22 protein-coding genes are annotated in these 23,028 nt (G+C 61.2%); 5 read left to right on the top strand and 17 right to left on the bottom strand.

Features of this window, described 5'->3' with window-relative positions; translation table 11 throughout:
* The first annotated feature begins 42 nt into the window (after positions 1-42).
* Positions 43-2,448 (top strand): penicillin acylase family protein, encoded by a 2,406-nt coding sequence (locus FHK92_RS11355; RefSeq protein ID WP_181288150.1) that lies wholly within the window; start codon positions 43-45, stop codon positions 2,446-2,448.
* 87 nt (positions 2,449-2,535) lie between these two features.
* Positions 2,536-2,877, top strand: a complete 342-nt coding sequence (locus FHK92_RS11350) for a carboxymuconolactone decarboxylase family protein (RefSeq protein WP_003206631.1) — start codon at positions 2,536-2,538, stop codon at positions 2,875-2,877.
* Positions 2,878-2,879: 2 nt separating this feature from the next.
* Here the strand turns inward: FHK92_RS11350 and FHK92_RS11345 are convergent, their stop codons facing one another.
* Entirely contained in the window at positions 2,880-3,845 is a 966-nt protein-coding gene (locus tag FHK92_RS11345; protein ID WP_181288149.1) for a GlxA family transcriptional regulator, read from the bottom strand.
* Positions 3,846-4,030: 185 nt separating this feature from the next.
* Here FHK92_RS11345 and FHK92_RS11340 point away from each other — a divergent pair, with 185 nt between their 5' ends.
* A complete protein-coding gene (locus tag FHK92_RS11340; RefSeq protein ID WP_181288280.1) occupies positions 4,031-4,669 on the top strand; it encodes an HD domain-containing protein in 639 nt (212 codons plus the stop codon).
* 331 nt (positions 4,670-5,000) lie between these two features.
* Here FHK92_RS11340 and FHK92_RS11335 read toward each other — a convergent pair whose 3' ends face one another.
* The 8 genes from FHK92_RS11335 to FHK92_RS11300 all read right to left on the bottom strand — a co-directional run bounded on the left by FHK92_RS11335 (position 5,001) and on the right by FHK92_RS11300 (position 14,176).
* Positions 5,001-5,888: an ABC transporter permease subunit gene (locus FHK92_RS11335; RefSeq protein WP_181288148.1), complete on the bottom strand. Its 888-nt coding sequence runs from the start codon at positions 5,886-5,888 to the stop codon at positions 5,001-5,003.
* A complete protein-coding gene (locus tag FHK92_RS11330) occupies positions 5,885-6,805 on the bottom strand; it encodes an ABC transporter permease subunit (protein WP_181288147.1) in 921 nt (306 codons plus the stop codon). Before FHK92_RS11330 ends, FHK92_RS11335 begins: the two co-directional genes overlap by 4 nt.
* Positions 6,802-7,944, bottom strand: a complete 1,143-nt coding sequence (locus FHK92_RS11325) for an ABC transporter ATP-binding protein (protein WP_030138093.1) — start codon at positions 7,942-7,944, stop codon at positions 6,802-6,804. Before FHK92_RS11325 ends, FHK92_RS11330 begins: the two co-directional genes overlap by 4 nt.
* A gap of 71 nt (positions 7,945-8,015) precedes the next feature.
* On the bottom strand, positions 8,016-9,113 hold the full coding sequence (locus tag FHK92_RS11320) for a polyamine ABC transporter substrate-binding protein (protein WP_181288146.1): 1,098 nt from the start codon (positions 9,111-9,113) through the stop codon (positions 8,016-8,018).
* Positions 9,114-9,298: 185 nt separating this feature from the next.
* Positions 9,299-10,396 (bottom strand): polyamine ABC transporter substrate-binding protein, encoded by a 1,098-nt coding sequence (locus tag FHK92_RS11315; protein WP_181288279.1) that lies wholly within the window; start codon positions 10,394-10,396, stop codon positions 9,299-9,301.
* 182 nt (positions 10,397-10,578) lie between these two features.
* Positions 10,579-11,943: an aspartate aminotransferase family protein gene (locus FHK92_RS11310; RefSeq protein WP_181288145.1), complete on the bottom strand. Its 1,365-nt coding sequence runs from the start codon at positions 11,941-11,943 to the stop codon at positions 10,579-10,581.
* A 57-nt stretch (positions 11,944-12,000) separates the two neighbouring features.
* On the bottom strand, positions 12,001-13,359 hold the full coding sequence (locus tag FHK92_RS11305; protein ID WP_030138097.1) for a glutamine synthetase family protein: 1,359 nt from the start codon (positions 13,357-13,359) through the stop codon (positions 12,001-12,003).
* 40 nt (positions 13,360-13,399) lie between these two features.
* Positions 13,400-14,176: a gamma-glutamyl-gamma-aminobutyrate hydrolase family protein gene (locus tag FHK92_RS11300; protein WP_181288144.1), complete on the bottom strand. Its 777-nt coding sequence runs from the start codon at positions 14,174-14,176 to the stop codon at positions 13,400-13,402.
* 278 nt (positions 14,177-14,454) lie between these two features.
* Here FHK92_RS11300 and FHK92_RS11295 point away from each other — a divergent pair, with 278 nt between their 5' ends.
* On the top strand, positions 14,455-15,831 hold the full coding sequence (locus tag FHK92_RS11295) for a glutamine synthetase family protein (protein WP_181288143.1): 1,377 nt from the start codon (positions 14,455-14,457) through the stop codon (positions 15,829-15,831).
* Positions 15,832-16,113: 282 nt separating this feature from the next.
* The gene (locus FHK92_RS11290; RefSeq protein WP_181288142.1) at positions 16,114-16,749 is read left to right on the top strand and encodes a TetR/AcrR family transcriptional regulator; all 636 of its coding nucleotides are present in this window, start codon (positions 16,114-16,116) and stop codon (positions 16,747-16,749) included.
* A gap of 8 nt (positions 16,750-16,757) precedes the next feature.
* Here FHK92_RS11290 and FHK92_RS11285 read toward each other — a convergent pair whose 3' ends face one another.
* The 8 genes from FHK92_RS11285 to ssuE all read right to left on the bottom strand — a co-directional run bounded on the left by FHK92_RS11285 (position 16,758) and on the right by ssuE (position 22,872).
* Positions 16,758-17,645, bottom strand: a complete 888-nt coding sequence (locus tag FHK92_RS11285) for a HipA domain-containing protein (RefSeq protein WP_181288141.1) — start codon at positions 17,643-17,645, stop codon at positions 16,758-16,760.
* Positions 17,646-17,689: 44 nt separating this feature from the next.
* Positions 17,690-18,007, bottom strand: a complete 318-nt coding sequence (locus FHK92_RS11280) for an XRE family transcriptional regulator (RefSeq protein ID WP_181288140.1) — start codon at positions 18,005-18,007, stop codon at positions 17,690-17,692.
* Between the two features lie 207 nt (positions 18,008-18,214).
* A complete protein-coding gene (locus FHK92_RS11275; protein WP_003177394.1) occupies positions 18,215-18,430 on the bottom strand; it encodes a TOBE domain-containing protein in 216 nt (71 codons plus the stop codon).
* Positions 18,431-18,455: 25 nt separating this feature from the next.
* A complete protein-coding gene (gene ssuB / locus FHK92_RS11270) occupies positions 18,456-19,262 on the bottom strand; it encodes an aliphatic sulfonates ABC transporter ATP-binding protein (RefSeq protein WP_181288139.1) in 807 nt (268 codons plus the stop codon).
* Complete coding sequence (gene ssuC, locus FHK92_RS11265) at positions 19,259-20,041, bottom strand: aliphatic sulfonate ABC transporter permease SsuC (RefSeq protein ID WP_181288138.1); 783 nt, start codon at positions 20,039-20,041, stop codon at positions 19,259-19,261. Before ssuC ends, ssuB begins: the two co-directional genes overlap by 4 nt.
* Before the next feature lie 7 nt (positions 20,042-20,048).
* A complete protein-coding gene (gene ssuD, locus FHK92_RS11260) occupies positions 20,049-21,197 on the bottom strand; it encodes an FMNH2-dependent alkanesulfonate monooxygenase (protein WP_181288137.1) in 1,149 nt (382 codons plus the stop codon).
* A gap of 24 nt (positions 21,198-21,221) precedes the next feature.
* Entirely contained in the window at positions 21,222-22,187 is a 966-nt protein-coding gene (locus tag FHK92_RS11255) for a sulfonate ABC transporter substrate-binding protein (protein WP_181288136.1), read from the bottom strand.
* A 91-nt stretch (positions 22,188-22,278) separates the two neighbouring features.
* Positions 22,279-22,872, bottom strand: a complete 594-nt coding sequence (gene ssuE / locus FHK92_RS11250; protein ID WP_181288135.1) for an NADPH-dependent FMN reductase — start codon at positions 22,870-22,872, stop codon at positions 22,279-22,281.
* Positions 22,873-23,028 lie beyond the last annotated feature (156 nt).

The following is a 23,028-nucleotide window of genomic DNA, read 5'->3' as shown; positions in this document are numbered from 1 at the left end:
AGCAAGATCATGGGACCGCTGTCATTCGAATAAGGATCAACCATGAAACGCACCCTCGTCGCCTTCCTGTCGCTGATCGTCACTGCCGTCATCGTCGCGGGCGGCTACCTCTACAGCAAGCAGCCGACCCGCCAGGGCACGGTGCAGTTGCAGGGGCTGCAGGGCTCGGTGACGGTGCGCTATGACGAACGCGGCGTGCCGCACATCCGCGCCGAGAACGAAACCGACCTGTACCGCGCCCTGGGTTATGTCCATGCCCAGGACCGGCTGTTCCAGATGGAAATCATGCGCCGCCTCGCCCGGGGCGAGCTGGCGGAAATCCTCGGGCCGAAGCTGCTCGACACCGACAAGCTGATGCGCAGCCTGCGCATCCGCGAGCGCGCCGCCAGCTACGTCGCCGAGCAGGATCGACAGTCACCGGCCTGGGTCGCGACGCAGGCGTACCTGGACGGCATCAACACCTATCAGCAAACCCATACCCGGCCGCTGGAGTTCGATGTGCTGGGCATTCCCAAGCGTCCCTTCACCGCCGAAGACACCGCCAGCGTTGTCGGCTACATGGCCTACAGCTTTGCCGCGGCCTTTCGCACCGAACCCCTGCTGACCTATGTTCGTGACCGGCTCGGGGCCGATTACCTGAATATTTTCGACCTCGACTGGCAGCCCCAAGGCGTGCTGCAACAGGGCCCGGCTAGCGGTCCGACCCTGACCGCCAGCGACTGGAAAGACCTCAACGCCCTGGCGCGCCTGAGCGAGCAGGCCTTGGCCGACAATGGCCTGCCGCAGTTCGAAGGCAGCAACGCCTGGGCGGTCTCCGGCAGTCGCACCCAGAGTGGCAAGCCGTTGCTGGCCGGCGATCCGCATATCCGCTTTTCCGCGCCGGCGGTGTGGTACGAGGCGCACCTGTCCGCGCCGGGGTTCGAACTCTACGGCCAGTACCAGGCCCTGCTGCCGTTTGCCACGCTGGGCATGAACAAGGATTTCGGCTGGAGCATCACCATGTTCCAGAACGATGACTTGGACCTGGTCGCCGAGAAGGTCAACCCGGACAACCCCGAACAGGTCTGGTACCACGACCGATGGGTGGACATGACCCGCAGCGAACAGCAGATCGCCGTGAAGGGCCAAGCACCCGTGACACTGGTGCTGCGCCGGTCGCCCCATGGGCCGATCGTCAACGATGCCCTCGGCGCCAACGCCGGCAAGACGCCGATCGCCATGTGGTGGGGGTTCCTGGAAAGCCGCAACCCGATCCTCGAGGCGTTCTACCAGCTCAACCGTGCCGACACCTTGGCCAAGGCTCGCGGTGCGTCGGCCAAGATCCACGCGCCCGGCCTGAATGTGGTCTGGGCCAATGCCAAGGGCGATATCGGCTGGTGGGCCGCGGCCCAATTGCCCAAGCGGCCGGTTGGCGTGAAGCCCGGCTTCATTCTCGACGGCAGCAGCACCGAAGCGGATAAAGACGGTTTCTACCCGTTCAGCAGCAATCCTCAGGAAGAGAACCCGGCCCGGGGCTATATCCTCTCGGCGAATTTCCAGCCGGTGGCGGCCAGCGGGATCGAAATTCCGGGCTACTACAACCTCGCCGACCGCGGCCAGCAACTCGACCGGCAGTTGAGTGAGAAGCAGGCCAAATGGGACATCCAGACCACTCAGAAGCTGCAATTGGGCACCGCCACTGGCTACGGTCCGCGCCTGCTTGCGCCGTTGTTGCCGATTTTGCGCGAAGCGGTCAGCGACCCGCAGGAGCGCAAGTGGGTGGAGCAACTGGCTGAATGGAACGGCGACTACCCGCTGGATTCCGTCAGCGCCACGCTGTTCAACCAGTTCCTGTTCGACTTGGCCGATGTCGCCCTGCGCGATGAACTGGGGGACGGTTTTTTCGACACCGTATTGTCGACCCGCGTGATTGACGCCGCGCTCCCCCGCCTGGCCGCCGCCAAGGATTCGCCCTGGTGGGACGACCGTTCGACGCTGGGCACCGAAACCCGTGCCGACATGGTCATCAAGGCCTGGCACCGGACCCTGCTGCACCTGAAGGCCACCTTGGGCGAGGACGCCAGCCAATGGCAGTGGGGCCAGGCTCACACGCTGACCCACGGCCATCCGCTGGGCCAGCAGAAACCGCTGGACCGGATTTTCAACGTCGGCCCATTCGCCGCCCCCGGCACCCATGAAGTGCCGAACAACCTCTCGGCGAGGATCGGTCCGGCGCCCTGGCCGGTGACTTATGGCCCCTCCACCCGGCGCATCATCGACTTCGCCGACCCGACCCACAGCGTCACCATCAACCCCGTGGGCCAGAGCGGCGTGCCATTCGACAAGCACTACGAGGACCAGGCCGAAGCCTACATCGAGGGGCTGTACCACCAGGCGCACCTGGCCGAAGAAGAGGTCACGGCCAACACTCGCGGAACGTTGAAGTTGCTACCCGCCAGGGCGGAGTAAATCTTTTCGACCACCTGCAGGCTCGATCGCCATTGATGGTCAAGACTACAAGAGCCAAACCCGGTTTATCTCAAAGGAGTCCATGCAATGTTCAATAACTGGTCCGAGCTGCTGCCTACCATCAAGAGCGCCTTTGGTGCCCTGGGCAAAAGCAATCCGAAAATGGTCAAGGCCTACATGGCCCTGGATGAAGCCGCCGCCGAAAACGACGTGCTCGACGCCAAGACCCGCGAACTGATCTCCATCGCCGTGGCGATCACCACCCGTTGTGACGGCTGCATCGGCGTGCACACCGACGCCGCGATCAAGGCCGGCGCGACCCGCGAAGAAATCGCCGCCACCCTGGCGACAGCGGTTTCGCTGAATGCCGGCGCGGCTTATATCTATTCCCTGCGGGCGCTGGAGGCCCATGACGCCCTGAAAAAATGAGCTCAAAGCATCGCGGTGAAATTCAACCTGAACTGTTGCGGCGTCACGCCCAACCGCCGATTGAATACGCTGCGCATGTGTTGGGCATCGCGAAAGCCGCATTGGTACGCCACGGTCTTGAGCGGTGCCCGAGTGCTTTCCAGCATCACACGCGCCGCGTCCACCCGGGCCTGCTCGACGAACTCCGCCGGCGTGACCTTCGCCTCTCGGCTGAACACCCGGGAAAAATTGCGTGGGCTCATGTTCGCCGCCTTGGCGAGGTCGGCGATGCCCAAGTGACCGTTGAGATTCGCCAGCACGTACGCCTGGACTTGGGCCACGGTGGAGGTCGGCTCGGCATGTGGCGCGAGGAACGGACTGAACTGCGATTGACCGCCTGAGCGCTGGGTGAACACCACCAGCCGCTTGGCGACATTCAGTGCCACGTCCGGCCCGTGGTCCTGCGCCAGCAGGAACAGCGACAGGTCGATTCCTGCCGTAACGCCCGCCGAGGTATAGAGCTCGCCGTCCTGCACGTACAGCCGATCGGCTTCGACCCGGGTCGAGGGGCACATCTGCGCCAGCGCCGATGCATCGCCCCAGTGGGTGGTGACGGTGCGCCCCCCGAGCAATCCCGCCCGGGCCAGCATGAACGCGCCGTTGCAGATCGAACCGAAGCGCCGCGCCCGGGCACTGGCCTCGCGCAGCCAGGCATTGAACGCCGGGCCAAAATCCATGAATGGCAACTGCGGCCCGCCTGCGACCAGCAACAAGTCGTACGCCTCTGTCGCTTCGCTGAAATGGTAGTGGGGATTGAGGGACATTCCGTTGGAGCATGACGTGGCACCGCGCTCGACGCCGATCACTTGCAGCCGATAGTGATCCTGGGCGGCGAGGAAGCGATTGGCTTCGCAGAACACATCCATGGGGCCGCTGACGTCCAAGGACTGGGCGCCCGTGAACACCACGATGGCGACGGATATTTCCATGATTCTGGCTGACCTGTCCGGGTTGACCACCGAACCCTAGCCAATCCGGCGCGCAGAAGCCAGATGGCATGAAACCCGAGTTCATTGGCCGTAATCGCAGCCATGGCGCGATTGCTGCGCCATACCCCGGCGAACAGACTGAAACCCTCAGCGCCGCCATGGCGCACCGCGAAGAGGAGAGCAGCATGAACAGCATCGCCGGCATCCGGATCCCCGACAGCGCCCTCGCCCGGGCCACCACCGAATATATTCGCGACATTGAATCGGACCTGCTGTACCACCATTCCCGCCGGGTGTTCCTGTTCGGCGCGTTGAGCGGCCAGCGCCAGCAATTGGCTTACGATCCGGAGCTGCTGTATGTCGGCGCAATGTTCCACGATATCGGGCTGGTGGAAGGTTATCGCAGCGACGATGAGCGTTTCGAGGTGGACGGCGCGAATGCGGCCGCGGCATTTCTGAAACCCTACGGATTGAGCGACGACGACATTGAGCAAGTGTGGCTGTCGATTGCGCTGCACACCACGCCCGGCGTGCCAAAGCACCTGCGCCCCAACGTCGCCCTGGTGACGGCAGGTGTGGAAATGGACGTGCTGGGCATGGATTACGCCGCGTTCCCCGCCGCACAGCGCGAGGCCGTGGTGCATGCACATCCCCGTGGGGAAGGCTTCAAGGAATGCATCATCTGCGCCTTCGCCGACGGCTTGCGGCACCGTCCGCAGACCACGTTTGGCAATGTGAAGACCGATGTGCTGAAGGATCAGGAGCCGGAGTTCAAGCCGATGAATTTCGTCGAAGTGATCCGCAACTCGCCTTGGAATTCATAGCCAGCCTGAACACCGCCTTCGCGAGCAGGCTCGCTCCCACATGGGGTCTACGCCTGACCAGCGACCTATGAACGCCATAAAAACCTGTGGGAGCGAGCCTGCTCGCGAAGGCGGCCTGACCGTCAAAAGCTGCATCGACTGCCACACCGCTATCGCGAGCAAGCTCGCTCCCACACAGGATCCGAGCCAGGCCACAAGTTCACGGACACCACACAGAACCCTGTGGGAGCGAGCTTGCTCGCGAAAGCGGCCTGACCGTCAACACCTGCATCGACTGCCACACCGCTATCGCGAGCAAGCTCGCTCCCACACTCCTGGCTCTGTGCCGATCTCAGGCCGAAGCGGTCTCCGCCCGGCGGACTTCCGGTTGTTTCCAGGAGTCGGCGGCGCTTTCCTCGATGGCTTGCTGGATCGCCCGCTTGCGATTTTCTTCGGCGCGGCGGCTGAAGTACCAGACCAGGAAGGTCACCAGGGACACCGCCAGCAGGATCAGGCTCGCCACCGCGTTGATTTCCGGCTTGACCCCCAGGCGCACCGCCGAGAAGACTTCCATCGGCAACGTGGTCGAGCCAGGGCCGGAAACGAAGCTCGCCAGCACCAGGTCGTCGAGGGACAGCGCGAACGACATCATGCCGCCCGCCGCCAACGAAGGCGCGATCATCGGGATGGTGATCAGGAAGAACACCTTCCACGGCCGCGCACCGAGGTCCATGGCCGCCTCTTCGATGGACAGGTCCAGCTCACGCAAGCGCGCCGACACCACCACCGCCACATAGGCCGCGCAGAACGTCGTGTGGGCGATCCAGATCGTGACGATGCCACGTTCCTGGGGCCAACCGATCATCTGCGCCATGGCCACGAACAGCAGCAGCAACGACAGGCCGGTGATCACTTCAGGCATCACCAATGGCGCGGTGACCAGGCCACCGAACAGCGTGCGGCCCTTGAAGTGAGTGATGCGGGTCAGCACGAAGGCCGCCAGCGTGCCCAGGGCTACCGCGGCAATCGCGGTGTAGCAGGCGATTTCCAGCGAGCGCATCACCGAGCCCATCAGTTGGCTGTTGTCCAGCAGGCCGACGTACCACTTGACCGACCAGCCGCCCCACACCGTCACCAGTTTCGAGGCGTTGAACGAGAAGATCACCAGGATCACCATCGGTGCGTAGATGAACAGCAGACCCAGCACCAGCATCAGGCTTGAAAAACTGAAGCGCTTCATTCCTTGCCCTCCATTTCTTTGGCCTGACTGCGGTTGAACAGGATGATTGGAACGATCAGGATCGCCAGCATCACCACCGCCAGGGCGGATGCCACCGGCCAGTCACGGTTGTTGAAGAATTCCTGCCACAGCACTTTGCCGATCATCAGGGTTTCCGGGCCACCCAGCAGTTCAGGGATCACGAACTCGCCCACCACGGGGATGAACACCAGCATGCAGCCGGCGATGATGCCGTTCTTGGACAGCGGCACGGTGATTTTCCAGAAGCTGTTGAAAGTGCTCGAGCCCAGGTCCGACGCGGCTTCCAGCAGGCTGGCGTCATGCTTCACCAAGTTGGCGTACAGCGGCAGGATCATGAACGGCAGGTAGGAATAAACCACGCCGATGTAGACCGCCAGGTTGGTATTGAGGATTTGCAGCGGCTCGCTGATCCAGCCCATGCTCATCAGGAAACCGTTGAGCAAGCCGTTGTTGCTGAGGATGCCCATCCACGCATAGACGCGGATCAGGATGGCGGTCCAGGTCGGCATCATGATCAGCAGCACCAGCACCGTCTGCATCTCTTTGCGGGCGTTGGCGATACCGTAGGCCATCGGATAGCCGATCAGCAGGCACAAGACGGTGCTGATCAGAGCCATCTTCAGCGAGCCGAGGTAAGCGGCTATGTACAGCTCGTCCTCGCTCAACATCACGTAGTTGGCGAGATTGAGCAGCACCTGCAATTTCTGATCGACGTAGCTGTAGATCTCGGTGTACGGCGGAATCGCCACGTCGGCTTCGGCAAAACTGATCTTCAATACGATGAAGAACGGCAGCATGAAGAACAGGAATAACCAGATGAAGGGCACCCCGATGACCATTTGACGGCCACCGGGCGTTATTCGGGCGAGTCGGCGTTTGAATTTGCGCATGTTCATGAGCGAAGCACCACGCCGCTGTCGTCTTCCCACCAGACGAACACCTGGTCGCCCCAGGTCGGACGCTGGCCGCGGCGTTCGGCGTTGGCGACGAACGACTGCACCAGCTTGCCGCTTGGCAACTCGACGTAGAACACCGAATGGCCACCCAGGTAGGCGATGTCATGGACCTTGCCACTGGACCAGTTGTGCTCGCAGGTCGGCTGCTCGGAGGTGACCAGCAGTTTTTCCGGGCGAATAGCGTAGGTCACCGACTTGTCCTGCACCGAGGTGCTGATGCCGTGGCCAACGTAGATGCTGCGGTCCAGGTCCTTGCAGGTCAGCACCGCGTGGCCTTCGGCGTCGTCCACCACTTCGGTCTCGAAGATGTTGACGTTGCCGATGAACTCGCAGACCAGGCGGCTGGTCGGGGTTTCGTAGATGTCGATCGGGCTGCCGATCTGGGCGATCCAGCCCAGGTGCATGATCGCGATGCGCTCGGCCATGGTCATGGCCTCTTCCTGGTCGTGGGTCACCATCACGCAGGTCACACCGACCCGCTCGATGATTTCCACCAGCTCAAGTTGCATCTGCGAGCGCAGCTTCTTGTCCAGGGCGCCCATCGGCTCATCGAGCAGTAGCAGCTTCGGCCGCTTCGCCAGGGAACGGGCCAGGGCCACGCGCTGGCGCTGGCCGCCGGAGAGCTGGTGCGGCTTGCGCTTGGCGTACTGGCTCATCTGCACCAGCTTGAGCATCTCGGCCACGCGAGCATCGATCTCGGCTTTCGGGATCTTGTCCTGTTGCAGGCCGAAGGCGATGTTCTGCGCCACCGTCATGTGCGGGAACAAGGCGTAGGACTGGAACATCATGTTGATTGGCCGCTCATAGGGCGGCATGTCGGTGATGTCCACGCCATCGAGGAAAATCCGCCCCTCCGTGGGCCGCTCGAAACCTGCCAGCATGCGCAGCAAGGTGGACTTGCCCGATCCCGAACCGCCGAGCAAGGCGAATATCTCGCCTTTCTTGATTTCCAGGGACACGTCGTCCACGGCAATCGTCTCGTCGAACTTCTTCGTGACCCGGTCGATTTTGACCAGCACCTGCTTGGGTGTCTGGTCGCCCTCGAGGGCTTTCTTATAGGCGCCGGAGGCAACTGCCATTTACGAAACTCCCACAAAATTTGCAGCTCGCCCAAGACGGGCGAACCTTCTGAAAGTTAGAGCGTTGAACGCTATTTACCCGACTTGACCTTGGTCCAGCTGCGGGTCATGAGTCGTTGGATCTTGGGCGGCAACTCGGAGTTGACGTAGAGCTTGTCGACGACCGCTTGCGGTGGATAAACCGCTTCGTCAGTGCGTACTTTCTGGTCCATCAGTTCGCCAGCCTTGGGGTTCGGGTTGGCATAACCAACCACGTCGCTGACCTGGGCGATAACCTCAGGCTTGAGCACGTAGTTGATGAATGCATGGGCCTCCTTGACGTTGGTGGCGTCGCGCGGGATCGCCAGCATGTCGAACCAGAGGTTGCCGCCTTCCTTGGGGATCACGTAGGCGATTTCGATGCCCTTGCCGGCTTCGCTGGCACGGGAGCGGGCCTGGAAGATGTCGCCGGAGAACCCGGCGGCCACGCAGATGTTGCCGTTGGCCAGGTCGGAGATGTACTTGGAGGAATTGAAGTAGGTCACGTAAGGCCGGATCTTGAGGAGCTGGGCCTCGGCCTTCTTGTAGTCTTCAGGGTTCTGGCTGTTGGGGTCCAGGCCCAGGTAATTGAGCATCGCCGGGATCATCTCGTCGCCCGAATCGAGGAACGAAACGCCGCAGCTGGACAGCTTCTTGATGTTTTCCGGCTCGAACAGCATGGCCCACGAATCAATCTTGTCGACGCCCAGGACGGCCTTGATCTTCTCGACGTTGTAGCCGATGCCGTTGGTGCCCCACAGGTAAGGCACGGCGTATTGGTTTCCCGGGTCATTCTTTTCCAGGCGCTTGAGCAACAGGGGATCAAGGTTGGCATAGTTGGTCAGCTGGGACTTGTCGAGCTTCTGGAACGCCCCGGCCTTGATCTGCTTGCCCAGGAAGTGGTTGGACGGCACGACCACGTCGTAACCGGTGCGACCGGCCAGCAACTTGCCTTCCAGGGTTTCGTTGGAATCGAACACGTCATAGACCGGCTTGATCCCGGTGGCTTTCTCGAAGTCCGCCAGCGTGGATTCGCCGATGTAGTCCGACCAGTTATAAATATGCACGGTGGAGGCCGCCTGGACACTGACAGCGAGTGTCAGGCCGGCACCGACCAGCAAGGCGTTGCGCAACAAAGAAAAGACAGGCACGTGGAGGTCCTCTTAAATAGTTGGGCCCAAGTTGCCCCCGTCACCGGGCAAATGAACTGCCCTGCAACAAAACCGGCGCGCAACTTACCCTCGATAAACCGATCCAGCAAAACTTTTAGTTATTTAATTGCTCCCGTTGTCGCCGTCGCGATGACCGCAACAACGGGAGACGGCTTCAAGCCGGCTTATTTACCGGACTTGATCTTGGTCCAACTGCGGGTCAGCAGCCGCTGGGTCGCAGGCGGCAGGTCGCTGATGGCGTACAACTTGGCTTTCACTTCGTCCGATGGATAAATGCTTGGGTCACCGGAGATTTCCTTGTCCACCAGCGGGGTGGCGGCCTTGTTGCCGTTCGGGAAACGCACGTTGTCGGTGATCTCAGCCATGATTTCCGGCTGCATGATGAAGTTCATCCACTTGTAAGCGGCTTCGACGTTCTCGGCATCCTTGGGAATGGCGACCATGTCGTAGAACGAACCGGCACCTTCCTTCGGAATGGTGTAGGCCACTTTCACTTTGCCGCCAGCTTCGGCAGCGCGGCTCTTCGATTGCTCGATATCACCCGAGTAGCCCACGGCCACGCAGATGTTGCCGTTGGCCAGGTCCGAGATGTATTTGGAAGAGTGGAAGTAACCGATCGATGGGCGCAGCTTGAGGAACAGTGCTTCGGCTTCGGCCAGTTGTTTCTTGTCCTGGCTGTCGGTTGGATAACCGAGGTAATGCAGGGCCACCGGGATCATTTCGGTTGGCGAATCGAGGAAGCTCACGCCGCAGCTCTTGAGCTTGGCGATGTTCTCAGGCTTGAGCAGGGTGTCCCAGGAATCGATCTTGTCGACGCCCAACGCGGCCTTGACCTTCTCGGGGTTGTAACCGATGCCGATGGTGCCCCACATGTAAGGGAAGGCGTGCTTGTTGCCCTGGTCGCTGGCGTCTCCGACGGCCTTGAGCAGGTCGGTGTCTAGGTTCTTCCAGTTAGGCAGCTTGGACTTGTCCAGCTCCTGATAGACGCCGGCCTTGATCTGCTTGGCGAGGAAGTTGTTCGACGGCACCACGACGTCGTAGCCGGACTTGCCGGCCAGCAACTTGGCTTCCAGCGTCTCGTTGCTGTCAAACACGTCGTAGACGACCTTGATCCCCGTCTCTTTCTCGAACTTGGCAACCGTGTCCGGCGCGATGTAGTCGGACCAGTTATAGACGTGCAGCACTTTGTCGTCCGCCTGGACGGCGCCCGCCATCAGGCCCGCCAGGGACATGGCGAGGAGGGTCTTGCCAGCTATCTTCATACCTAATGCCTTCATGAAAAAATGCTCCAGTTATTCTTCTTAGCCACTGTTCAGTAACCAGCTCGCGGGCAACTTGAACGGCCGGTAGTCTGGCAAGTTACAGGCCAGGCTTTCAACACAAGCCCAGCCTTTTATTCACACTGGGCGAGGCCCCCACAGGCACCTCGCTCAGAGCCTAGCACTTAGCCCTGCAACGCACTGAGCGTCAGGTCCAGGCATTGCCGCGCCTTGGTCACCAATTCGTCGATCTCGGCCTTGCTGATCACCAGCGGCGGCGCAATGATCATGGTGTCACCCACCGCGCGCATGATCAGCCCGTTATCGAAGCAGAACTGCCGGCAGATCATGCCCACGCCCTTGCCTTCGTAGCGTTTGCGCGTGGCCTTGTCCTGGACCAGTTCGATCGCCCCCAGCAAACCGACACCGCGCACTTCACCCACCAGCGGATGATCGTTCAGTTCCCGCAGGCGCTGCTGCAAATAGGGTGCCGTTTCGCCGTGGACACGCTCGATGATCTTTTCTTCACGCAGGATGCGGATGTTTTCCAGAGCCACCGCGGCGGCCACCGGGTGACCGGAATAGGTGAAGCCGTGGTTGAAATCGCCACCTTCGTTGAGCACCGCGACCACGTCATCGCGCACGATCAGGCCACCCATGGGGATATAGCCGGAGGTCAGGCCCTTGGCGATAGTCATCATGTGCGGCTGCAACCCGTAGAAGTCGGTACCGAACCACTCACCGGTGCGCCCGAAACCGCAGATCACTTCATCGGCCACGAACAGGATGTCGTACTTGGCGAGGATTTCCTTCATGCGCGGCCAGTAGCTGTCCGGCGGCACGATCACCCCACCCGCGCCCTGGATCGGCTCGGCAATGAACGCACCGACATTGTCGACGCCGATTTCGAGGATTTTTTCTTCCAATTGGTTGGCAGCCCAGATGCCGAACTCTTCAGGGCTCATGTCGCCACCTTCGCCGAACCAGTACGGCTGGGCGATGTGAACGATGCCCGGGATCGGCAGGTCGCCTTGCTCGTGCATATAAGTCATGCCGCCCAGGCTCGCGCCGGCCACGGTCGAACCGTGATAACCGTTCTTGCGGCTGATGATGACTTTCTTGTTCGGCTGGCCCTTGATCGCCCAGTAGTGGCGGACCATGCGCAACATGGTGTCGTTGCCTTCCGAGCCGGAGCCGGTGAAGAACACATGGTTCATGCCTTCCGGGGCGATATCGGCGATGGCCTTGGACAATTCCAGTACCGGCGGGTGGGCGGTCTGGAAGAACAGGTTGTAGTACGGCAGCTCACGCATCTGTTGGCTGGCGGCGTCCGCCAGTTCATCGCGACCGTAGCCGACGGCCACACACCAGAGGCCAGCCATGCCGTCGAGGATCTTGTTGCCTTCACTGTCCCAGAGGTACACGCCCTTGGCGTGGGTGATGATGCGCGGGCCTTTCTCTTTGAGCTGTTTGAAATCGCTGAAGGGCGCGAGGTGATGGTCGTTGCTCAGGGCCTGCCATTCACGGGTTTGCGGGTTGTTGCGGGTCATGCGAATTCTCCTTTTATTCCATTGGGGGCGGGGCCTGTGGCAGCCCCGCCCGGCGGATCAGACGGCAAAGAGCAGGAATTCCCGCTCCCACGAACTGATGACGCGCTTGAAGTTTTCATGCTCGGCCCGTTTGACCGCGACGTAGCCCGTGATGAATTTCTTGCCCAGGTACTTCTCGATGGTGGTGCTGTTTTCCATGCGCTCCAGGGCATCTTCGATGGTCAGCGGCAGGCGCAGGTTACGGCGCTCATACCCTCGGCCCACCACGGGCGCGCTCGGGTTGATGCCTTCGACCATGCCGATGTAGCCGCACAACAGGCTGGCGGCAATCGCCAGGTACGGGTTGGCGTCGGCGCCCGGCAAGCGGTTTTCCACACGGCGGTTCTGCGGCCCGGCATCGGGCACGCGCAGGCCGACGGTGCGGTTCTCCTCGCCCCACTCCACGTTCACGGGCGCCGAGGTATCGGGCAGGAAGCGGCGGAACGAGTTGACGTTGGGCGCGAACAGCGGCAGCAGCTCGGGGATGAATTTCTGCAGGCCACCGATGTGGTGCAGGAACAGATCGCTCATGGTTCCGTCTTCATTGGAGAAGACGTTCTTGCCGGTTTCCTTGTCGATGATGCTCTGGTGCAGGTGCATCGCGCTGCCCGGCTCGCCGGTCATGGGCTTGGCCATGAACGTGGCGGCCACGTCGTGCTTGAGCGCCGCCTCGCGCATGGTGCGCTTGAACACCAGGATCTGGTCGGCCAGGGATAGCGCGTCGCCGTGACGGAAGTTGATTTCCATCTGCGCGGTGCCGTCCTCGTGGATCAGCGTGTCAAGGTCCAACTCCTGCAATTCACACCAGTCATAGACGTCTTCGAACAGCGGGTCGAATTCGTTGGCCGCTTCGATCGAGAAAGACTGGCGGCCGGTTTCCGGGCGGCCGGAGCGGCCAATCGGCGGTTGCAGCGGAAAGTCCGGGTCGTCGCTGCGCTTGGTCAGGTAGAACTCCATTTCCGGCGCGACAATCGGCTGCCAGCCCTTGTCGGCGTAGAGCTTGAGCACCTTCTTCAATACGTTGCGCGGCGACAGCTCGATGGGGTTGCCCTGCTTGTCGTAGGAGTCATGGATCACCTGGGCGGTGGGCTCGATGGCCCACGGCACCAGGAAGACTGCGTTTTCGTCCGGGCGGCACATCATGTCGATGTCGGCAGGGTCGAGCAGTTCGTAATAGATGTCGTCTTCGACATAGTCTCCCGTGACGGTCTGGAGCAGGACGCTCTCGGGCAGGCGCATGCCTTTTTCGGCGATGAACTTGTTGGTCGGCGAGATCTTGCCCCGGGTGATGCCGGTCAGGTCGCCAATCATGCATTCGACTTCTGTGATCTTGTGGTCTTTCAACCAATCGGTGAGCTGGTCGAGGTTGTTACTCATAAATGCCTCTAGGCGTGAGTTTCCTGGCTGCTATTAGAAGTCAGGCGTTGTTTGACGCATCGGCGTCGCGTTGTGTTGCCCTTGCTCGGCAGGCATCGCCAAATGCCTGGAAAATCGCAAGATAGTACGGATTAGAGCCTACCGCCCATTCCGGGTGCCATTGCACACCTAAAGCAAAAGCCTTGCCTTGTACAACCGAGACGGCCTCGACCAGGCCATCCGGCGCCAATGCTTCGGCCCGCAGCCCCGGTGCCAGGCGTTCGATGCCCTGGCTGTGAATCGAGTTGACGTCGATCTGCGGCGGCAGGCCCAGGCCCGCAAGGACGCCGCCAGGCTGGATAAGCACGACGTGGGCCGGGCCGTATTGAATCTCCACCGGTTGGGTGTCGTCTTCACGATGATCGATAAAGGTTCCGACTTCGTGAACTTTCTGATGCAGGCTGCCGCCAAAGGCTACGTTCATCTCCTGGAACCCCCGGCAAACGCCCAGCACCGGAACGCCCGCCTCGACAGCGGCGCGGATCAGCGGAAGGGTGGTGGCGTCCCGTGCAGGATCATGAGCAGTGCCTGGCGAACTGGCCGGGCCTTGGTAGTGAAAAGGTTCTACATTGGAAGGAGAGCCGGTAAAGAGAATACCGTCCAGGGCGTCCAGAATATCGGACGGTGCGAACAGATCCGCCAGTGAGGGGATCAACACTGGCAGGCCCTTGGCGGCTGTTGCGACAGCCCGGGCGTATTTGTCGCCAGTGGTGTGATACGCATGCAAACCGATCTGCTTGGAGCAGGTGGTGACGCCGATTAACGGCAGGCGAGACATGAAGCACCCCGGTATTATTGCTGTTATGGGTTTGAATCGAGCTTAGCCTTGTTCATTTTTTTACACAACACCCCCGTAAAAAATACAACACGGCCCGCTCAAGCCTGCGGGCGCCAAGCCCCTCAAAGGGAAAAAAACGCCCCAAATTGCCTCAAAAAAGCCCCACAGGTGCTTTTTTAGGGCAAAAAAGGCCCTGCTTGACTTCGGCATGCCGTTCGGGTTGACTGGCTTTCGAAGAGATCAATGATTGATATTTTTAACAACAAAGGTGTTGCATCATGTCGGTACCCCCGCGTGCCGTTCAGCTTAACGAAGCGAACGCGTTCCTTAAGGAACATCCTGAGGTTCTGTACGTTGACCTTCTGATTGCGGATATGAATGGTGTGGTGCGCGGCAAGCGCATCGAACGCACCAGCCTCCACAAGGTTTACGAGAAAGGCATCAACCTGCCGGCCTCTCTATTTGCCCTGGATATCAACGGCTCGACGGTGGAAAGCACCGGCCTGGGCCTGGACATCGGCGATGCCGACCGCATCTGCTATCCCATCCCCGGCACTCTGAGCAACGAACCCTGGCAGAAGCGCCCGACTGCGCAACTGCTGATGACCATGCACGAACTGGAAGGCGAACCCTTCTTTGCCGATCCGCGTGAAGTCCTGCGCCAGGTCGTGACCAAGTTCGATGAACTAGGCCTGACCATCTGCGCGGCGTTCGAGTTGGAGTTCTACCTGATCGACCAGGAGAACGTGAACGGCCGACCGCAACCGCCCCGCTCGCCGATCTCCGGCAAACGCCCGCATTCGACACAGGTCTACCTGATCGATGACCTCGACGAATACGTCGACTGCCTCCAGGACATTCTGGAAGGTGCGAAGGAGCAAGGCATTCCCGCCGACGCCATCGTCAAGGAAAGTGCCCCGGCGCAGTTCGAAGTGAACCTGCACCACGTCGCCGACCCGATCAAGGCTTGCGACTACGCGGTACTGCTCAAGCGACTGATCAAAAACATCGCCTACGACCATGAAATGGACACCACGTTCATGGCCAAGCCGTATCCGGGCCAGGCGGGCAATGGCCTGCACGTCCACATCTCGATCCTGGACAAAGACGGCAAGAATATCTTTGCCAGCGAGGATCCCGAGCAGAACGCCGCACTGCGTCACGCGATCGGCGGTGTGCTCGAGACCCTGCCCGCGCAGATGGCTTTCCTCTGCCCGAACGTCAACTCCTACCGTCGTTTCGGTGCACAGTTCTACGTGCCGAACTCGCCGACCTGGGGCTTGGACAACCGCACCGTTGCCTTGCGCGTGCCGACCGGTTCTGCCGATGCCGTGCGCCTGGAACACCGAGTCGCCGGTGCCGACGCCAACCCGTACCTGCTGATGGCAGCCGTACTGGCGGGCGTGCATCACGGCCTGATCAACAAGATCGAGCCCGGCGCGCCGGTCGAAGGCAACAGCTACGAGCAGAACGAGCAAAGCCTGCCGAACAACCTGCGCGATGCCCTGCGCGAGCTGGACGACAGCGAAGTCATGGCCAAGTACATCGATCCGAAATACATCGATATCTTCGTGGCCTGCAAGGAAAGTGAGCTGGAAGAGTTCGAACACTCCATCTCCGACCTTGAGTACAACTGGTACCTGCATACCGTTTAAGCGGTTGCTATAGAACAAAAACGCCGCAGGCTTCAGCGCCTCCGGCGTTTTTTTATGCGCTTAGCCCCCGTGGCGAGGGAGCTTGCTCTCGCTGGGCTGCACAGCAGCCCCAAAAATGCTGAAGCGGTCAACCTGAACCACGGCGGCGGCTGATTTCAGGGCTGCTTCGCACCCCAGCGGGAGCAAGCTACCTCGCCACAGGAGTTGCTCTGCTCAAAAGTCCGGGTATGGACCATCCGCCCGCTCTGCGTACAATGCCCGCCAGCCCCGCAGGAGACGTCCATGACGCGCATCGCCACCCCTCGCAAACCCCGCGCACGCAGCCAGGCCCGGATCGACACCATTCTTGATGCCGCCCGTACGCTGCTTGCCGCCGAAGGCGTGGCCAGCCTGTCGATCTATAGCGTCGCCGAACGCGCCGAGATACCGCCCTCTTCCGTCTACCACTTCTTCGCCAGCGTCCCGACCCTGCTCGAAGCCTTGACCGCCGACGTCCACGCGGCCTTTCGCGCCTGCCTGCAAGCACCGATCGACCATGGCGCGCTGAACCACTGGCACGACCTGTCGCGGCTGGTGGAGCAGCGCATGCTGGTGATCTACAGCGAGGACGCCGCCGCTCGCCAACTGATCCTGGCCCAGCACGGCCTGACCGAAGTCACCCAGGCCGACCGCCAGCATGACTTGGAGCTGAGCGAGCTGATGCACACCGTCTTCGCCCGTCATTTCCAACTGCCGGCGCTGCCCACCGACGTCGATGTGTTTGCCTTGGCCATGGAACTGGGCGACCGCGTCTACGCCCGCTCGGTCCAACAGCACGGCGAGATTACCCCGCGCATGGCAGAAGAAGGCATGCGGGTGTTCGACGCGTACCTGGGGTTGTATCTGCCACCGTATCTACCCAAGCGTGACGCCGCCTGACGCGCCGCTCAGCTTTTCATGCGGTGGGCACCGATAGCGGCAACGGCCAACTCCAACTCGACGCCGTCCAAAAGGCGTGTGTAATGCTCGTTGAGTTCAGCTTCCCAATTGGTCACCTCGTCGAGGGCTTGGGCCGCCTGCGCAGGCGTCAGGGCGAAATGCACACTGTGACTGAGCAGGTTTTCTCGCGTGATGATTCGCCCGTGGCGACCGACCGCCATCGAGAGATAAGGCGGCGATGACCCGTCCAGCCCGGGCACCACGTCATACATCGGTGCCAGTCGCCAGCGGCCCTTGAGCCAGAGGATGGCGTGGTTTTTCGGATGGTCATCGTCGTTCCCCACCAAAGCGTTGAAGCACATGCGCTTGAACAGCTCTTGCAGGTCCTCGTCCGGAGCGCCACGGCGTTTCATTTCGTTGGCGAGTCCGGCGTAGACCCAGGTGCTTCGATCATTGGAGCGCCAATCGGCATCCAGCAGCGTCAACGCGCTCAGCATCGGTATCCGGCGACCGGCCTCGGCCATCGAAAACCGGTCGAATCGCTTCACCAGCAGCGTTGACGGGGTACCGGCATAAAGCGCTGTCTTCGCAACGCGAAGTCCTTTGAGCGCGGCGAACGTCATGCAGGCATGTTCCAACGCAGGAACATCGCAGGTGTCATAACGGTCACGCGGCTTGGCAAGTACCAATACGCCCTCATCCTGCAACGTGCGCTTGGGCCTGGCACCGCCCAGCGAGGAACGTTGCTTGCGCAATTGCAGAGTCCTGATGGCCTCCTCATCCAGCTGGTTATCGAAGATGGCTTCGGTAGCGTCGATAAAAGCCGCCAGACCTTTCAGGGTTGGCAACGTTTCCTGCCCGATGCCCTCGGATGGATGCCGGGTCGCTCCGGCCATCAAGTTACCTGCGCGATCGTTGTTCGGGGACTAGGCGCGGGCCATCAGAAGTCCCCCTTGGCATTCGTCAGTCGCACGCGGGCGTTGCGCGGTGTCGGAGCCGAAGTAACCGATAACGTCTCAATGTGTTGGCGACTCTGGAAGACTTCCTGGGTCAATCCTAACTGCCATAAAACCAGCATGAACGACCGCAACTCCACGGAAGGATCACCCGCTTCGATTTTGCGCACCGTTCGCTCGGAAATAGCCAATGATGCGGCGAGATCTTTTTGTCGCTGCCGATTTCCCAAGCGCCTGCTTTTGACCAACGAGCCAATCGCCTGAAGGTTATCGGCGCAATCGATAGGGAAAAAATCGTTCATAAGAGGCGCTCTAAGGCTGTTTAAACCAGATTAGAGGCACTATAGCACTCCTTAAAAATCGAAGGCATACGATGACATGGAGATAAGAATCCTTATAAAGCGCTTTATAACAAATAAAGCGCATTTAAAATCCCTTTAAAACCTCCTAGAAGCACAAAAAAAGCCCCGAAGGGCTCACGCCATCCGGGGCTGCGGGTGAAACACCGCTCACAACTTGGCGATCGACACCTCCGTTGATTTGACGAAGGCAATCACTTCGCTGCCGATCGCCAGTTCCAGCTCTTTCACCGAGCGGGTGGTGATGACCGAGGTGACGATGCCCGAGGCGGTCTGCACGTCGATTTCCGACAGCACGTCGCCTTCGACGATTTCCTTGATGGTGCCTTTGAACTGGTTGCGTACGTTGATGGCTTTGATAGTCATGGTATTGATTCCTGTCTGGATGAAGTTATTGAGCCCAACGCAACTGCGTGGGCAAGGGTGAAACGGGCTCGGGTTCCGGCGGTTGGCCGGGCAAGGACAGCACGCGGTTGAGGACTTCGGTTTCCAGGCTCGCCAAGCGATGCGAGCCGCGAGCGCGAGGGCGTGGCAGGTCGATGGCCAGGTCGAGGCCGACCTGGCCGTCTTCGATCAGGATGACCCGGTCGGCAATCGCGACCGCTTCGCTGACATCGTGAGTGACCAGCAGCACGGTGAAGCCGTGTTGCTGCCACAGGCGCTCGATCAGTTGCTGCATCTCGATCCGGGTCAGGGCGTCCAGCGCTCCCAAGGGTTCGTCGAGCAGCAGCAGGCGCGGCTGGTGGATCAGCGCCCGGGCCAGGGCCACTCGCTGTTTCTGGCCGCCGGACAACGCCGCCGGCCATTCATGGGCGCGATCGGCCAGGCCGACGGCGTCGAGCGCTTGCAAGGCTTGCGGCCGCCATTCGCCCTTGAGGCCAAGGCCGACGTTGTCGATGACCTTTTTCCACGGCAACAGTCGCGCTTCCTGGAACATCAGCCGCGTGTCTTCACGCGCAGCACTCAGCGACGCCGAGCCTGCCAACAACTGGCCGCCGGAGGGTTGATCGAGACCAGCCAGCAAGCGCAGCAAGGTGCTTTTACCGCAGCCGCTTCGCCCCACTACCGCGACGAACTGCCCGGCCGGGATATGCAGGTCGATGTCACGCAATACCTGCCGCGAGCCGAATGTCTTTTGCAGATTGCGCACTGCCAGCGGGATGCCCCGCAGCAAGCGCGGAGGTTGTTGGGCGGTCATACGGCACCTCCCTTGTTCACCTGGTAGGCCGGGTGCCAGCGCAGCCAGACCCGTTCCAGGCCACGGGCGGCGAGGTCGGCCAGCTTGCCGAGCACGGCGTACAGAAGAATCGCCAGCACCACCACGTCGGTCTGCAGGAACTCACGAGCGTTCATCGCCAGATAACCGATGCCGGAACTGGCCGAGATGGTTTCCGCCACGATCAGCGTCAACCACATGAAGCCCAGGGCAAAACGCACCCCCACCAGGATCGAAGGCAAGGCGCCCGGCAGGATCACCTGGCGAAACAGGCTGAAGCCGGACAGGCCGTAACTGCGGGACATTTCCACCAGCGCCGGATCGACGTTGCGAATGCCGTGGTAAGTATTGAGGTAGATGGGAAACAGCGTGCCCAGCGCCACCAGGAAAATCTTCGCCGACTCGTCGATGCCGAACCACAGGATCACCAGGGGAATCAATGCCAGGTGCGGCACGTTCCGCACCATCTGCACCGAGCTGTCCAACAGCCGCTCGCCCCATTTCGACAACCCGGTGATGAAGCCCAGCGCCAGGCCGATGCCGCCGCCGATCAGGAAGCCCACCGCCGCACGCCAACCGCTGATTGCCAAGTGCGTCCAGATCTCGCCGCTGCGCACCAGGCTGACCCCGGCCTCGATCACCGCTACCGGTGCCGGCAGGATCCGTGTGGATAACCAACCGGCCGATACCGACAATTGCCACACCGCTAGCAACAGCAGCGGCACCGCCCACGGCGCCAGGTTGTGGATAACTTTCTTCATGGCCGCCTCAGCTCTGGGACGCGGCTTTGGGCAGGATGTCGTTGGCGACCATCTCACCGAACGGACTCACGTAGCCCTGGCTTTTCGGCAGTTCCGGGCGTTCCACATCCAGGTGCGGGAACAGCAACTCCGCCACCCGATAGGACTCTTCCAGGTGTGGATAACCCGAGAAGATGAACGTATCGATGCCCAGCTCGGCGTATTCCTTGACCCGCGCGGCCACGGTCGGGCCGTCGCCCACCAGCGCAGTCCCGGCACCGCCACGCACCAGGCCGACCCCGGCCCACAGGTTGGGGCTGACTTCCAACTTGTCGCGGCGACCGCCGTGCAACGCGGCCATGCGTTGCTGGCCCACCGAGTCGAAGCGCGCCAGGGACGCCTGGGCACGGGCGATGGTTTCGTCGTCCAGATGGGAGATCAAGCGGTCGGCCGCTTGCCAGGCTTCGGCGTTGGTTTCCCGCACGATCACATGCAGGCGAATGCCGAAGCGCACGGTACGACCGAGCTTCGCGGCCTTGGCTCGCACCTGTTCGATTTTCTGCGCGACGGCCGCGGGCGGCTCGCCCCAGGTCAGCACCATTTCCACCTGCTCGGCGGCCAGGTCCTGGGCGGCTTCCGACGAACCGCCGAAATACAGCGGCGGGCGCGGTTGCTGGATTGGCGGATAGAGCAGCTTGGCGCCCTTCACGCTGATGTGCTCGCCGTCGTAATCGACGGTCTCACCTTCCAACACCCGTCGCCAGATGCGGGTGAACTCCACCGAGGCTTGGTAGCGCTGTTCGTGGTCGAGGAACAGTCCATCGCCAGCCAGTTCGTCCGGGTCACCGCCGGTCACCAGATTGAACAGCGCGCGCCCGCCGGACAGACGATCCAGCGTCGCGGCCTGACGCGCCGCCACCGTCGGGGAAATGATCCCGGGGCGCAGGGCAACCAGAAACTTCAGGCGTTGGGTCACCGGAATCAGCGAAGCGGCCACCAGCCAGGAGTCTTCGCAGGAACGCCCGGTGGGAATCAAAACGCCGCCAAAACCCAGCCGATCTGCCGCTTGGGCGATTTGTTGCAAGTAACCATGATCGACGGCGCGTGCGCCTTCAGCGGTGCCAAGGTAATGGCCGTCGCCGTGGGTGGGCAGGAACCAGAAAATGTTGAGGCTCATGGAGTGGTCTCCTAAGGGATCGAATTACTGCGCGTTCGCAACGGTCGCCGGCGGCGTCCAGATCACGTCCTTGATGCTCAAGGGCTTGGGTATCAATTTGAGCTGGTAGAAGCTGTCGGCGATTTTCTGCTGGGCCGCGACGACTTCCGGCGTGAGGAACAACGCGCCGTAGCCTTGGCGCTTCACCGACGTCAGGGTGATATCCGCCGGCAGCCCGAGCAGCGGCGAGACCTGCTGGGTCACGTCCTCGGGATTGGCCTTGGACCACTCCCCCACCGCCCGCACTTCCTCCACCAGGGCCGTGATCACCTGGGGATTTTTCTGCGCGTAGGGTTTGGTCGCGAGGTAGAACTGGTGGTTGTCGACGATGCCTTTGCCGTCACGCAAGGTGCGCGCCTGCAATTGTTGTTCGGCGGCTGCCTGGTACGGGTCCCAGATCACCCAGGCGTCCACGCTGCCCCGCTCGAACGCCGCGCGGGCATCGGCCGGTGGCAGGAAAACCGTTTGGATGTCTGAATATTTGAGGCCGGCGTCTTCCAGTGCGCGCACCAGCAGATAGTGAACGTTGGAGCCTTTGTTCAGCGCGACTTTCTTGCCCTTGAGGTCTTGTACCGACTGAATGGCCGAGCCTTTCGGCACGAGAATCGCTTCGCTGGTGGGCGCCGGGGGTTCGTAGGCGACATAGAGCAGGTCGGCGCCTGCGGCCTGGGCAAACACCGGTGGGGTTTCGCCGGTCACGCCAAAATCGATGGAGCCGACGTTCAAGCCTTCAAGCAGCTGCGGGCCGCCGGGAAATTCCGTCCATTGCACGTCCACGCCTTGGGCGGCGAGGCGTTTTTCCAAGGAACCCTTGGCCTTGAGCAGCACCAGGGTGCCGTATTTCTGGTAACCGATCCGCAAGGTCTCGGCTTGAGCCTGGGTGATGGCGCCGAAGGACACAGCCGCAGCAAACAGAGCGACCAGCCCGCGACGCAAAATGACAGTGCGCATGGCGCCTCTCCTTTTTGCTGTGGGGTTTTGGCTGCACCTGCTTGGCCGTTGACGGCTGAGTAAGGTGAGTTGAATCAGTGGTGTTCGGGGGTCAAATGCTCCAGCGAGCACTCAACAAACGTTCATTCAATACATGCGGGTCCAACGGCCTCGGCCGACGGGCCATAGCGCTGTGAAACTGTTCAAGCGCTTCGTCCAGGCGCTGCTGCAAGGCCGGCGTCAATTGCGCTTGGGCGCTGCCCTCGCCATAAGCGATCTGGCTGTCTTCGGCGAAAATCCCATGGAGCATCTCTTGGGCCTTGAGCGCCGATAGCACCGGCTTCAGGGCGTAATCCACCGCGAGCATGTGGGCGATGCTGCCGCCGGTTGCCATGGGCAACACCACCTTGTGGGCCAGGGCCCGTTCCGGCAGCAGATCGAGCACGGTCTTCAACGCACCGGAAAAAGACGCCTTGTAGACCGGCGTGGCGATCAGCAAACCGTCGGCGTTTTCGATCTGGGCCAGCAGGTCCACCACCTTGGGACTGTCGAAGCGGGCATGGAGTAGATCCTCGGCGGGGAAATCACGCACCTGATAGCTCACCACTTCTACACCTTGCTGCTGCAACCAACGTTGCGAGCGCTCCAGCAGCACCCCAGAACGGGAGCGCTGGCTGGGACTGCCGCCGAGCGAGACAACCAACATGCCAACCATTCCTTAAAGTCACGTGCGATTCGCGGTGGGCGATCTCGCTGTATGGAGCAAACCATAACAGCGCGCACATATATCTTTAAATCATATTTATTCATTTAGTTATTCGATACAGAGATATACGTCCTGCTTTACTCTGCGCAATAAAAA

Source organism: Pseudomonas brassicacearum subsp. neoaurantiaca (assembly GCF_013608025.1).
GTDB lineage: Bacteria > Pseudomonadota > Gammaproteobacteria > Pseudomonadales > Pseudomonadaceae > Aquipseudomonas.
This window is presented reverse-complemented; position numbering and strand designations above follow the sequence as displayed.